Source organism: Oerskovia flava (assembly GCF_026163685.1).
Classification (GTDB): domain Bacteria; phylum Actinomycetota; class Actinomycetes; order Actinomycetales; family Cellulomonadaceae; genus Oerskovia_A; species Oerskovia_A flava.
The window spans coordinates 146,810-159,417 of sequence record NZ_JAOXSR010000010.1 but is presented as its reverse complement, the minus strand read 5'-3'; the positions used below and the strand labels follow the sequence as shown (position 1 = coordinate 159,417).

At 72.2% G+C, this 12,608-nt stretch carries 13 protein-coding genes and 2 tRNA genes; 9 read left to right on the top strand and 6 right to left on the bottom strand.

Features of this window, described 5'->3' with window-relative positions:
* Positions 1–156 precede the first annotated feature (156 nt).
* Together OHL10_RS15800 and OHL10_RS15795 are read left to right on the top strand one after the other, a co-directional pair.
* A complete protein-coding gene (locus OHL10_RS15800) occupies positions 157–891 on the top strand; it encodes a GOLPH3/VPS74 family protein (protein WP_265523184.1) in 735 nt (244 codons plus the stop codon).
* Positions 892–1,138: 247 nt separating this feature from the next.
* Positions 1,139–1,612, top strand: coding sequence for a carboxymuconolactone decarboxylase family protein (locus OHL10_RS15795; RefSeq protein WP_265523183.1), 474 nt, complete (start codon positions 1,139–1,141; stop codon positions 1,610–1,612).
* A gap of 28 nt (positions 1,613–1,640) precedes the next feature.
* Here OHL10_RS15795 and OHL10_RS15790 read toward each other — a convergent pair.
* Both OHL10_RS15790 and bcp read right to left on the bottom strand, forming a co-directional pair.
* Positions 1,641–1,722, bottom strand: a tRNA-Leu gene (locus tag OHL10_RS15790).
* A gap of 49 nt (positions 1,723–1,771) precedes the next feature.
* Positions 1,772–2,245, bottom strand: coding sequence for a thioredoxin-dependent thiol peroxidase (gene bcp / locus OHL10_RS15785; RefSeq protein ID WP_265523182.1), 474 nt, complete (start codon positions 2,243–2,245; stop codon positions 1,772–1,774).
* A 75-nt stretch (positions 2,246–2,320) separates the two neighbouring features.
* On the opposite strand from bcp, the gene OHL10_RS15780 reads away from it, so the two are divergent.
* Both OHL10_RS15780 and OHL10_RS15775 read left to right on the top strand, forming a co-directional pair.
* Positions 2,321–2,683, top strand: a complete 363-nt coding sequence (locus OHL10_RS15780) for a GroES family chaperonin (protein WP_425499023.1) — start codon at positions 2,321–2,323, stop codon at positions 2,681–2,683.
* Between the two features lie 72 nt (positions 2,684–2,755).
* Positions 2,756–2,831 (top strand) — tRNA-Lys (locus OHL10_RS15775).
* 89 nt (positions 2,832–2,920) lie between these two features.
* Here OHL10_RS15775 and OHL10_RS15770 read toward each other — a convergent pair.
* Positions 2,921–4,309, bottom strand: a complete 1,389-nt coding sequence (locus OHL10_RS15770; protein WP_265523181.1) for a DUF2252 domain-containing protein — start codon at positions 4,307–4,309, stop codon at positions 2,921–2,923.
* Between the two features lie 85 nt (positions 4,310–4,394).
* Between OHL10_RS15770 and trmB the strand changes: the two genes are divergently transcribed.
* Together trmB and OHL10_RS15760 are read left to right on the top strand one after the other, a co-directional pair.
* Complete coding sequence (gene trmB, locus OHL10_RS15765; protein WP_265523180.1) at positions 4,395–5,147, top strand: tRNA (guanosine(46)-N7)-methyltransferase TrmB; 753 nt, start codon at positions 4,395–4,397, stop codon at positions 5,145–5,147.
* Positions 5,148–5,196: 49 nt separating this feature from the next.
* The gene (locus tag OHL10_RS15760) at positions 5,197–6,723 is read left to right on the top strand and encodes a dihydrolipoyl dehydrogenase family protein (protein ID WP_265523179.1); all 1,527 of its coding nucleotides are present in this window, start codon (positions 5,197–5,199) and stop codon (positions 6,721–6,723) included.
* A gap of 28 nt (positions 6,724–6,751) precedes the next feature.
* On the opposite strand, the gene OHL10_RS15755 is transcribed toward OHL10_RS15760, so the two are convergent.
* The 3 genes from OHL10_RS15755 to OHL10_RS15745 all read right to left on the bottom strand — a co-directional run bounded on the left by OHL10_RS15755 (position 6,752) and on the right by OHL10_RS15745 (position 9,340).
* The gene (locus OHL10_RS15755; protein ID WP_265523178.1) at positions 6,752–7,780 is read right to left on the bottom strand and encodes a glycine betaine ABC transporter substrate-binding protein; all 1,029 of its coding nucleotides are present in this window, start codon (positions 7,778–7,780) and stop codon (positions 6,752–6,754) included.
* A gap of 160 nt (positions 7,781–7,940) precedes the next feature.
* Positions 7,941–8,621 carry an ABC transporter permease gene (locus tag OHL10_RS15750; RefSeq protein ID WP_265523177.1) on the bottom strand — a complete coding sequence of 227 codons (681 nt, stop codon included), beginning with the start codon at positions 8,619–8,621 and terminating at the stop codon, positions 7,941–7,943.
* A complete protein-coding gene (locus OHL10_RS15745; RefSeq protein WP_265523176.1) occupies positions 8,618–9,340 on the bottom strand; it encodes an ABC transporter permease in 723 nt (240 codons plus the stop codon). Before OHL10_RS15745 ends, OHL10_RS15750 begins: the two co-directional genes overlap by 4 nt.
* Positions 9,341–9,410: 70 nt before the next feature.
* On the opposite strand from OHL10_RS15745, the gene OHL10_RS15740 reads away from it, so the two are divergent.
* Genes OHL10_RS15740 through OHL10_RS15730 form a run of 3 tightly spaced genes read left to right on the top strand, consistent with a single transcriptional unit; the run spans position 9,411 to position 12,362 of the window.
* Complete coding sequence (locus OHL10_RS15740; protein ID WP_265523175.1) at positions 9,411–10,484, top strand: ABC transporter ATP-binding protein; 1,074 nt, start codon at positions 9,411–9,413, stop codon at positions 10,482–10,484.
* A gap of 36 nt (positions 10,485–10,520) precedes the next feature.
* Positions 10,521–11,444: an ATP-grasp domain-containing protein gene (locus OHL10_RS15735; RefSeq protein WP_265523174.1), complete on the top strand. Its 924-nt coding sequence runs from the start codon at positions 10,521–10,523 to the stop codon at positions 11,442–11,444.
* A 33-nt stretch (positions 11,445–11,477) separates the two neighbouring features.
* Positions 11,478–12,362, top strand: a complete 885-nt coding sequence (locus OHL10_RS15730; RefSeq protein WP_265523173.1) for a DUF4262 domain-containing protein — start codon at positions 11,478–11,480, stop codon at positions 12,360–12,362.
* The last annotated feature ends 246 nt before the right edge of the window (positions 12,363–12,608 follow it).

The following is a 12,608-nucleotide window of genomic DNA, read 5'->3' as shown; positions in this document are numbered from 1 at the left end:
ATCGACGATCGTCCCGACGGGTTCGAGTCCGTGGCGTCCCGGCTCTCGACGGCAGTCAGGCGGACGGACGGTGATGTCTGCCTGACTTGACCCTGTTCCCAGAACATGGCCTCGACTGGCCTCCTGCCCGATCGCGAGAAGAGAACGGAACATGCCATGACTGAGCAGAACGCCGACGGTCGTCCGGACTCCTCCGAGCAGCCGGACCAGACAGCAGCAGGTAGCCCGACGGTGGCGGAGGACCTCCTCCTGCTCCTGTTCCAGCCCCGCAGCGGGACCATCGCCGGTGAGGGCACGCTCTACTACGTGCTCGCCGGGGCGGTGCTCGCGGACCTCGGTCTCGCAGGGAACGTCCGGACCGGCACGGGCCGGACGGGGACGATGACGGTCGAGGCCATCGCGGAGAACCCGCCGACGGATCACCTCCTTCGCGCGAGCTGGGAGTACGTCGCCGACAAGCCACGGGGGGTGCAGACCGTCCTCGCAGCGACGGGACCGACCCTGCGTGGACCGCTGCTCGACCGGCTCGTCGACCGCGGAGACGTCTACCGCGGCACGCGCAAGACGTTCGGCGTGTTCGACACCACCGTGCTCACGGAGGGCGACAGCGGCCGGCGAGCGGGCCTGCTCGCCGACGTCCGGGCCGTGCTCGTCGACGGCGAGACGCCGACGCCACGCGTCGCGGCGCTCGCAGCGCTTCTCTACGGGAGCGGGACGTTGCCGCAGTTCGACCGCGACATCCCGTGGAGCTCCCCGGTGATCGCGCGCGCCGAGGAGCTCAAGAACGGGAGCTGGGGTGCCGGTGCCGCAGCAGAGGCGGTGGCGCGCACGGTCACCGCGACGATCGTCAACAACGTCATCGTCGCCGCCGCGGTGCTGCCGCGGACCTAGCGGACGGGTGGGCTCGGGGCGCGCTCCGCGACCGCGACGAGGCGGCGGGAGAGCGCAGCGCTTGACCCTGTACCCGGTACACGGGGTGAACTGCATCGTGGGTGATGGAGTCCGTGCACATGGCCCGGTCGTCCACCGTGAGCGTGAACCGAGAAGGAGAGTCACGAGGCGGGCGTACGATTTCGTGCCGGGCTGCCTGAGGTGAAGCAGCGGGCGGCCACGGTCCCGGCTGAGAAGAGGAGATGTGATGCGTCCGTTCATGGACAAGGTCATGCCCGACGCGTGGCAGGCGATGGCGGCCCTGTCGTCGGTGATCCGGGAGGAGGCCTCGCGTCACGGTCTCTCGGTCCAGGAGTCCGAGCTCATCAAGCTGCGTGCGTCGCAGATCAACGGGTGCGCGTTCTGCCTGGACCTGCACGCGCGTGACGCGCGGAAGGTGGGGATCGTGCAGCAGCAGCTGGACGTGCTGCCGGCCTGGCGGGAGTCGGGGTTGTTCGACGAGCGGCAGAGCGCGGTGCTGGTGGTCGCCGAGGCGGCTACGTCGCTCCCTCTCTCCGAGGAGTCGGAGGCCGACCTCGCCGGCGCGCGGTCGGTCCTCGGCGACGAGACGTTCGTCGCGGCGGAGTGGGTGGCGGTCACGATCAACGCGTTCAACCGGATCTCGATCCTCAGCCAGCACCCGGTGCGTCCCCGGGACGCGGACGGGAAGGTCGTCCGCTAGCACGCCTGGTGGGGCAGCGCTCCGAGAGTGCGCGAGGCGGGACTCGAACCCGCACGTCCGAAGACACCAGGACCTAAACCTGGCGCGGCTGCCAGTTACGCCACTCGCGCGCCCGCACAGTCTACGGGCGCGCGAGGGCGCGGTGCTCCGGTCGAGCGGTCAGGCGGTGTCGATCCCGAGGTCGCGGCGCAGCTTGGCGACGTGGCCCGTGGCCTTGACGTTGTACTGGGCGAGCTCGACGAGCCCGTCCGGGCCGACGACGACGGTCGAGCGGATCACCCCGGTCACCGTCTTGCCGTAGAGCGACTTCTCGCCCCACGCGCCGTACGCCGCGAGGACGGAGCGGTCCTCGTCGGACGCGAGCGGGAACGTCAGCTGCTCCGCCTCGACGAACGCCGCGATCTTCGTCAGCGGGTCCGGGGAGATCCCCACGACGGTGTACCCCGCGCCCTGCAGGGACGCCAGGGAGTCGCGGAAGTCGCACGCCTGCTTGGTGCAGCCCGGCGTCCCGGCCGCGGGGTAGAAGTACACGACGACGTGCTGCCCGCGCAGGTCGGACAGCGAGACCTTCCCGTCGGTGGTGGGCAGGGTGAAGTCGGGAGCGGTGTCCCCGACCTGCAGACGTGTGCTCATGAAGCTCCTTCGTGGTGCGGGCTGCGGTGTGCAGCGGTGACCTCGAGCCTAGAGGACCCCGGTAGCGTGAGCGGTGTGAGCACGACACCCGCCCCGACCTCGCCGAGCACCTCGGTGCCCGCCGGCCCGCTGCCGATCCGGATGCTGCACGACCGGCTGCTCGTCCTGCCGGAGGTCGACGCCGCCGAGCGCCAGTCCTCCGCGGGCCTCGTGATCCCGGCCACCGCCGTCGGCCCCAAGCGGCTCGCGTGGGCGCGGGTGGTCGCGGCGGGGGAGCACGTGCGGCAGGTGTCGGTGGGGGACCGGGTGCTGTTCGACCCCGACGAGCGTGCCGAGGTGGAGCTCGGCGGGGAGCACTACGTGCTGCTCCGCGAGCGCGACGTGCACGCCGTCTCGGAGCCCGAGGACACCTCGGGTCAGACGGGCCTGTACCTGTAGCGCAGGTCACAGGTCTCGACGCCCGATCTGATTTCCACCAGAGTCCGAGCGGCTGCTAGTGTTTCTTCTCGCGCGCCATTAGCTCAATTGGCAGAGCAGCTGACTCTTAATCAGCGGGTTCGGGGTTCGAGTCCCTGATGGCGCACCACCCGAGAGGCCCTGACCAGCAGTGATGCGGGTCGGGGCCTTTCGTCTGCGGTTGTGCACCCGTCGCTCGTGCACCGGCTGCCGGCGTCGTCAGAGCCCGGTCTGCGCGGTGCAGCGGCCGTCGTCGACGGCGCGGGTCAGCGCCGTGTGGTCGTGCTCGTTCTGGTCCGCGTAGAGCTCGGCGAAGTCGGCCACCGCGCGGTCGAAGGTGTCCGAGCGGCCGAGGTAGGACGCGATCGCGACGCGGTCGCCCGACCGGGCGTGCGCCCGGGCGAGGGTCCACGCGCACGACGTCCCGAACGCGGCCATCGTCGTGGGCCCCATCTCCTCGGGGTCCCACGAGCCCTTCCAGTCGCGGAGCTGGCGGATGTAGTAGTCGTGGGTCCGCCCGTCGAGCCCGTCCGTGCGGGTCCACCCGAGGAAGATGTCGCTCGTCGCCTGCATCAGCCGCTGCCCCTCGACCACCCGGCGGCCGTGCTGGCCGAAGCGGCTCGGTGCGAGGTGCGGCTCGAGCACCGACGCCTCGGCCTCCTTCGCCTGCAGCACCAGCGGGTCGTCGGTGTCACGGCCTTCCATCAGCAGCACCCAGACCCTGGTCCCGACGCTCCCGACCCCGACGACCTTGCGCGCGACGTGCACGAGGCGGAACTGGTCGAGGAGCAGACGGCGGTCGGGCGGGAGCGTCGACCGGTACGCGGCCAGGACCTCGCGGATCCAGTCGGTGAACGACGCGGCGAGCTCCGGGGTCAGCAGGTCCTCGATCGGGACGAGGAGCGGCGGGTCGGCGAGGAGCCGGACCTTCCCGTCGACGACGTGGGAGAGCCGGGACGCCGCCTGCGCGGAGTCCTTGGTCCGCGCCTTCGCGACCAGCTTGCGTGCCTTCTTGAGCGCGGCGTCGTCGTGGAGCGCCGCGACCCGCGGCAGGCCCTCCTCGACCCGGGCGTTGGCGTACCAGACGTCCAGGTTCCGCTGGGCGGCGAACTCGGCCATCGCGTGGCGGTATTCGGCAGCGGCCGCGGTCACCACCACACGCCGCTCGGCGGGCGAGAAGCGGTTGTGGCGCCCGGCGACCGCGAGGCTCGCCGCCAGCCGGGCGACGTCCCACTCCCACGGGCCGGGAAGCGTCTCGTCGAAGTCGTTGATGTCGAACACGAGCGTGCGCTCGGGCGACCCGAAGAGCCCGAAGTTCGCCAGGTGCGCGTCACCGCACGCCTGCACGAGCAGGCCCGACGTCGGCAGCGTCGCGAGATCGGCCGCCATGATCGCCGCCGCTCCGCGGAAGAAGGCGAACGGGTTGGCGAGCATCCGCCCGTAGCGGATCGGTACGAGCTCCGGGACACGGGTGGTGGCCTGGGCCTGCAGCACACCGACCGGGTCGGGGCGGTCCGCCGCGGGCCGCCATGCGCCGAGGGCGCTGCGGGGTGCTCGGCGGCGTGCTGCCTTGCCGACTGCCGAACGCGCGGAGAGGGGCGAGTCCACGATCCCGAGCGTAGCCCTCGGCCGCACGACCGCCACCGGGCGCCCGTGGGTCCTCCCGACACGTGGGCGCTCGTATCCTGGACGGATGCCCGAGCACGCTCCTGCCACCCCGCCGCGACCGGACGACCTCTCGCGGTTCCGCACCCAGCCGGTGTCCTTCATGCGCCGCAGCGGACGCCTCAACCCGCGCCAGCAGCGTGCGTGGGACGCCGACGACGGACGCTACCTCCTCGAGGTTCCCCGGCACATCGCCCGCACCTCCGTGGACCCCGCCCACGTGCTCGACGTCGCGGCCACCTACGGGCGCTCGGCACCCCTCGTCGTCGAGATCGGGTCGGGGCAGGGCGAGGCCGTCGTCGCAGCGGCGGCAGCGGCGCCGGAGCGCGACTTCCTCGCCGTCGAGGTGTACACGCCCGGGCTGGCGCAGACCGTGCTGCGCGCCGCCCAACGCGACCTCGGCAATCTGCGGCTCCTGCAGGCGAACGCCGCCGAGGTCCTCGCCACCACCCTGCCCCCGGCCAGCGTCGACGAGCTCTGGGTCTTCTTCCCCGACCCGTGGCACAAGGCCCGCCACCACAAGCGCCGGCTCGTGACACCGGAGTTCGTCGGCCTCGCCGCCCGCGTCCTCGCCCCCGGCGGCACCTGGCGCCTGGCCACGGACTGGGCGCACTACGCCGACCAGATGCGGGCCGTCGTCGAGGCCGACGACCGGTTCGCGCCCGTCGCGCGCGACGACGGCGTGGTCGCACGGTTCGACGGACGAGTCCGCACCAGCTTCGAGAACAAGGCGCACGACGCCGGTCGGACGATCACCGACCTCGCCTACCGGCGACGGTGACCTCCGCGCGGTGCCGAGCGCGGAGCGCGAACTCGCGCCACCATAAGGCATGACCGCATCACGCACACCGGACCACATCTACGACGTCATCGTGATCGGCGGTGGCCCGGTCGGCGAGAACGCCGCCGACCGGGCGAGCCGGACCGGCCTGAGCGTCGCCGTCGTCGAGGCTGAGCTCGTCGGAGGTGAGTGCTCCTACTGGGCGTGCATGCCGTCGAAGACCCTGCTGCGACCAGGAGCGGCGCTCGCGGCCGCGCGGGCTGTGCCGGGGATCGAGGCGTCCGCCACGCTCGATCCGGCGGCGATCCTCGCGCGCCGGGACGTGATGGTCGCCGACTGGGACGACTCCGGGCAGGTGCAGTGGCTCGACGGCGTCGGGATCACGGTGGAACGTGGGCTCGGGCGGATCGTCGGCCCGCGGCTGGTCGAGGTCGTGCCCGAGGAACCGGATGCCGACGTCGACGACGTCCCGGCGACGCGGCTGCTCGAGGCGCGGTACGCGGTGGTCGCCTCCACCGGGAGCGCTCCGGTGCTGCCGTCGACGCCTGGCCTCGCCGAGGTGAACCCCTGGACCAGCCGAGAGGCGACGAGCGTGCAGGAGGTCCCCGCCTCGCTCGCGATCATCGGGGGCGGTGTCGTCGCCACGGAGATGGCGGTGGCCTTCACCGACCTCGGGAGCCGCGTGACGCTGCTGTCCCGCGGCGGGCTGCTGGGCCAGATGGAGCCGTGGGCGGGGGAGGCCGTCGCGACGGGGCTGCGGGAGCTCGGCGTGGACGTGCGCACCGGGGTGAGCGTGAGCGGTGTGGTCGCCCTGCCCGACGGCGGCGCGCGCCTCGTGCTCGAGGGCGCCGGGGCGGGGTCGGTGTCGGCGGAACGGGTGCTCGTCGCGACGGGGCGTGTGCCGCGCACGCAGGACCTGGGCCTGGAGTCGGTCGGGCTCAAGGCAGGCGCGCCGCTCCGGGTTGACGAGGCGCTGCAGGTGCGGTGGCCCGAGGGCGCGGACGCCCAGGCGTCGGACGGGTGGTTCTACGCGGCCGGCGACGTGACGGGCCGCGCGCCGACGACGCACCAGGGCAAGTACCAGGGACGCGTGGTCGGGGACGTCATCGCCGCCCGGTACGGGCGACAGACGTCCGGTGCGCCGACCTCGGGGGACGAGCCACCTGCGGTGGGCGACGAGCCTGCCCCGTGGACGCGGTACGCCGCGACCGCCGACGGTGCGGCGGCCACCCAGGTCGTGTTCACCCGGCCTGAGGTCGCCTCCGTCGGGCTGACGGAGGCCGGTGCCAAGAAGGCGGGGCTGTCGGTGCGGTGCGTGCGCTACGACGTCGGGTCGGTGGCAGGGGCCGTGCTCGTCGCCGACGGGTACACCGGGACCGCTCAGATCGTCGTGGACACCGAGCGCGAGGTGATCGTCGGGGCGACCTTCGTGGGCCCGGACGCCGCGGACATGCTGCACGCGGCGACGGTCGCGATCGTCGGGCAGGTGCCGCTCGCGCGCCTGTGGCACGCCGTGCCGTCCTACCCGACGATCAGCGAGGTGTGGCTCCGGCTGCTCGAGAAGTACGGCCTGTAGGCCGTTCCCGAGCAGCCGGGGCGCCCGGTCAGCCCAGCTGGCCGTCCGAGGAGAACACGAGGCCCAGGGAGATCTCGCCCTGCTGCAGGGCGGTCTTCGTCAGCGGGCCGCCGACGTCGAGCGCGACGAAGTCGGCGAACTCGAGACCGTAGGTCTCCTCGAGGCCGGGCCGGCAGAACGGGCGCTCCACGCACTCCGGGCCCGCACCGAGCACCAGTCCGCTGCACGCCTCGGCGAGCTCGGTGAGCGTCGTGACACCGTGCTCGTCGGCAAAGGCCTGCGTCACGGCGAACGCGTTCTGGTCCTGCGCGGCCGAGGCCTCGCCGAAGACCAGCCCACGCTCCTCGCCGAGCTCGGTCAGCGCGGCGACCGTCGCGTCGAGGTCACCGCTCGCGACCGCCTCCGCGTCCTCCCCGTTGACCGACTTGTTGAGGAACTCGGTGAGGGTGCCCACGTACTCGGGGAAGACGGTGATCTGCCCGTCCTCCAGGGCGGGCAGGTAGGTCTCGCGGGCGTCGATGGTCTGCACCGAGGTGTCGTACCCCGCGCTCGCGAGGACCGCGGCGTAGATCTCGGCGAGCGTGACGCTCTCGGAGAAGTTCGCCGCGCCGACGACGACGGTGCTCGACCCGGTGGCGTCGTCCGCTACGGCGAGACCCTCGTCCTCGACGAACTGCGCGGCCGCCTGCGCCGACGTCTGACGGTCGACGTCCACGGCGCGGTTGAGGGCGATGAGCTTGTCGGTGTCGAGCGCCGCGGACACGGAGTCCAGGATCTCGATCACGGCGGGGTCGTCGGCGACGGCCGCGGCGTTCGCGGCCGGGATGATGTTGTCGACGGTCTGCAGGTTCTGGTCGTCGTCGAGGACGACCAGGGTGTCGCCCGCGATCGGGTCGCACACGGGTGCACCTGACGTGGGCGCGTCGTCGGCGTCGGGGGTGGTGCCGCCGCCCGAGGACCCGGGGTCCCCGCAGGCGGCCAGCGCCACGAGCAGGGCCGCGGAGACGGCGACGGTGCGCAGGGGTGCGCGGCGGGAAGTGGTCAGGCGGGGTGACATCGTGGCCTCTCGTCTGTCGGGCGTGTCGTTCAGGGTGTCGCGGCAGGTGGCGTGCGGCGGTGTTCTGCGGCAGCACGGGGATGAGGCAGGGGCTCACGCGCGTGGATGACGTCCTATTGGACCGTCGCGCGCGAGGCGTGGCAACCGGAGGCGGGCACGGTCATCCGCGCACCCGTGCGGAGGCTCGCAGTGGTCGAGGAGTCACAGCACGCTGGACGAGGGAGAGCAGCCCGTCGATGGCGAGGCACAGGAGCGCGATGACGAGGCCGAGCGCGAGGACCTGGCCGTAGCGCTGGGTGGCGAACCCGGCGCGCAGCGGTACGCCCAGGCCGCCGCCGCCGACGAACGCGGCGAGCGGGATGGTCGCCACGACCTGGACGATCGCGGTGCGCAGTCCCGCCGCGATGAGGGGCACGGCGAGCGGGAGCTCGACGATCCACAAGGACCGGAGCGGGGCCATGCCCATCCCGCGGGCCGCGTCGCGCGCGGCGGGATCGACGCCCGCCACCCCCGTGTACGTGTTGGACAGGATGAGCGGCACGGCGAACACGGCGGCGCCGATGATCGCGGCGCGGTCACCGAAGAGGCCGCCGGCGGCGAGGATGAGCAGGATGCCGAAGGTCGGCAGCGCGCGGGTCGTGTTCGCCGCGACGATCGTGGCGGCGGCGCCGCGCCCCGTGTGCCCCAACCAGATCCCGAGCGGCAGCGCGACGAGGGCGGCGAGGAGCACCGCGATCCCCGTCATTGCGAGGTGCTCGCCCGTCCGGTCGATCAGCCCGCCGGGCGCCGTCCAGTTGAGGGGATCGTTGAGCCAGGTCAGGGCGTCGTCGAGGATGTTCACGCGGCGCCCTCCAGCGTGCCGGGCGTACGTGCCCGAAGTCGGGCTCGGCGCACGCGACGGCTTTCACCGGACCCCGTGCGGGACCACGGCATGAGGGCCCGCCCGAGCAGGTAGAGCGCGACGTCGAGCACGACCGCGAGCACCACGCACAGGAGCGTCGCGGTGAGGATCTGCGCGTTGTAGCTGGACCGGAACCCGCGGAACATGACGGTGCCCAGGCCGCCGTAGCCCGCGACGAAGCCGACGGTCACGAGCGCGACGGTGGTCACGGTCGCGAGCCGCACACCCGTGATGATGCTCGGCAGCGCGTTGGGGAGCTCGACGGCGACCAGCAGCCGCCAGCGCCCGTAACCCAGGCCCGTGGCGGCGTCGCGCACGTCGGGGTCGACCCCCTGCAGGCCGACGAGGGCGTTGCGCACGAGGATGAGCAGCGCGTACATCACGAGCCCGATGAGGACCGGGGTGCGGCCGATCCCGGTGAACGGCACGAGGATCGCGAAGAGCGCCAGGGACGGCACGGTGTAGAGCACTCCGGCGGTGCCGAGCACGGGCGCGGCGAGCCAACGGACGTTGTGCGCGAGCACGGCCAGCGGCAGCGCGATCACGAGCGCGATGAGGATCGCCTGGAGGGTGATCGTCGTGTGCTGGACGAGCGCCGTGGACAGCTCGTCCCAGTTGTTCACGACGTAGTCCCAGGAGAACCACGGGTTGGGTGGCATGCGCTCGAACGTACCGGCAGGCACCCACGTGCGCGCGCCGGTGTGGGTCCCGCCGGGTAGCGTCGGTGCCATGTCGAGCCCCGCCGCGAGCAGCTCCGTGACCGACCGCGCCCCGGCGGGCGGAGAGTCGGACGACCTGGGGTACACCCCGGGCGACGTCGTCATCGAGCTCGACGAGGTCCGCAAGGAGTACCCGAACGGCACCGTCGCGGTCGACAACCTCTCGATGAGCGTGCGCGAGCACGAGCTGCTCGCCCTGGTGGGTGCCTCCGGCTGCGGCAAGTCGACGATCATGCGGATGGTCAACCGGTTGGTCGAGCCCTCGAGCGGGCGGATCCTCCTGCGTGGCGAGGACGTCACGCAGGTCGACCCGGTGCAGCTGCGCCGCCGCATCGGGTACGTCATCCAGAACGTGGGCCTCTTCCCGCACCGCACGGTCGCCCAGAACGTCGCCACCGTCCCCGGCCTGCTCGGCTGGGACCGTCAGCGCACCCGGTCCCGGGTGCACGACCTCTTGGAGCTGGTCGGGCTCGCGCCCGACACCTACGCCGCGCGCTACCCGCACGAGCTCTCCGGCGGGGAGCGTCAGCGGGTGGGTGTCGCCCGGGCGCTCGTGACGGACCCGCCCGTGCTGCTCATGGACGAGCCGTTCGGTGCGGTCGACCCGGCCGGCCGGCGCCGGCTGCAGGCCGAGTTCCGCCGGATCCAGCGCGAGCTCGGGACCACGGTGCTCCTCGTCACCCACGACATCGACGAGGCGGTGCTCCTCGGGGACCGCATCGCGGTCCTGAGCAGCGGCGGCCGGCTCGAGCAGCTCGCCGAGCCCGTGACGGTGCTCGCGCACCCCGCGAGCGGTCCGGTCCGCGACTTCATCGGCGACGGCGCGCCGGTACGGATGCTCGCGCTCGCGCGCGTCGAGCAGGCGGACCTCGACGACGCCGGGCACATCGTGCAACCCGCCCCGCCCGCCGTGCGACTGGGTGCGCCGCTCAGCGAGGCGTTCGAGGCCATCGCCGCGCTGCCCGCCGCCGCGATGGGTCGGGTGCCCGTCGTGGACACGGACGGGACCGTCGTCGGCTCCCTCACCGCGGACGGGATCCTCGCCGGGCTGCGCCGGATCGCGGACGGCGCATCGCGGACCTGAGGTCCTCGTCGCCCGTCGCTCCCGTAGGCTCGTCCCGTGACCACCGAGACGACGCGACCGCGGGTCGCCCTTGCCACCTGTTCCGTCCTGCCCCACCTGGACCCCGACGACGCGCCCCTGATCGGCGCGCTCGCCGAGCGCGGGGTCGACGCCGAGCCGGCGGTCTGGGACGACGAGTCCGTCGACTGGTCCGGTTTCGACGCCGTCGTGCTGCGCTCCACGTGGGACTACTCGGCGCGCCGCGACGACTTCGTGGCCTGGGCGGCCCGGGTGCCTCACCTGCTGAACCCCGAGCCCGTCGTGCGCTGGAACACGGACAAGGGCTACCTGCGCGAGCTGGACGCGCACGGCGTCCCCGTGATCCCGACGCTGTGGCTCGACCCCGAGCGCAACCTCTCCTCGCGCGCGATCCACACCCGTCTGCCCGCCCAGGGCGACTTCGTCATCAAGCCCGTCGTGAGCGCGGGCGCGAACGACACCGGCCGCTACCAGTCCGGTGAGGCGTACTCCCGCGGGCTCGCGATCCAGCACGCGAAGGCGCTCCTCGTCTCCGGGCGGCAGGTCATGGTTCAGCCGTACATCCGCAGCGTCGACACCGCGGGGGAGACCTGCATCGTCTTCATCGACGGCGAGTTCTCCCACGCGCTGCGCAAGAACGCCCTCCTCACCGGCCCGCACCGCCCCACGCAGGGCCTGTACAAGCAGGAGGAGATGCGGCGCCACGAGGCGACCGAGGCGGAGATCGACGTCGCCCGCCGTGCACTCGAGGTGGCCGCGAAGGCCGTACCCGGCGACGGCCCGTACCTCTACGCCCGCGTCGACCTGGTCGTCGGCGACAACGACGTACCGACCGTCATCGAGCTCGAGCTCACCGAGCCGTCACTCTTCTTCGGATTCGCACCCGGAGCCCTCGACCGGTTCGCCGACGCCGTCGCCGCTCGCGTCACGCCCGCGGGCTGACGACGCCGCCTGCCTCCGGCACCGGGCGACATCATGAAGTGGCAGGGTCGAGGGCGAAAGAAGCGACCGGTCTCACTAGCCACCGCGGCGACGATCACCACGAGCTCGAAGGTCACGGACCACGGATTCGCCCCGGCTCTCGTCCTCTACTGGCACGACGGTGAGTGGTTGGTCCTGTCGCTGCAGGAGGCGGATGACGACGATCCGGTGATCGTCGCGCCTGGGCGTGTGCCGGAGATGGACCGTGACCTGCTCTCTCTCGACCTGAGGCCCGGCCAGTACGCCATTCGGGGGGTGCGGGACGGAGAGACTGGCTCGTGGCACGTCTTCGGGCCGTACCGGGATCGTGATCTGGTCGAACTGCTCGAATCGGACACCGCCAGCATGAAGCAGGCCGGACTGACACGAGACCTTCCCTTGGGCGATGGAGATCGGGCCGCCGCGGTTCCTCGACAGGTCGGATCGCGCCCGACGAGGGGCATGTCGGTTCGGGAGCAGATCGACGCGTACGGCTGGACGGTCGTGTCGGTCCGGCCGGAAGACCCTTCCGCGCAGGAGTTCCAGTACACGGTCGGGCTCTGGGACAAGAGGATCCCTGAGCTCATCGTCTACGGCTTGGCAGAGGAAGCAGGTGGGCGACTGCTCGACGATGTCGCCGAGCGGCTCCTCGGGGGAACGAGCATCCCTGATGGTGAGCGGATCGAGGGCCTGCTGGACGGTGGCTACGCCCCTCAGCTGAGGAGCGTCGTCGAGCTCGCAGACCCGCTCGGCTGTGCGTACGAGACCTATGGGTGCGAGGTCCCCGTCCGGCAGCTCGTCCTGCCGGACAAGGCTCATCGCATGCCCTGGGAACAGGGTTTCAACCCACGGTGCGCACAACCGGCGCTCTATTCGCCCGCAGAGTCGCCAGATCAATGAGGTGAGTCGCTGGACCGTCCCACTTCGTCCTCGAGGACCGGATCCGTGGGTCGTGCTCGTCAACCAGTCGTTCGGTCGGTGCCATCTCCGGGACCGCGGACACCACGGCGTTGTTGAGCGGCTCTGATCCTTGCGCAAGCAAGCGGAGCACAACCGTCGTGTGGTCCGACGCCGCGCCGCCGGGAGGAGACGGGCGTGTCTGGCTTGAGAGCTGGCACGCCCGCCTCACGCCCCGCGACACGGGGA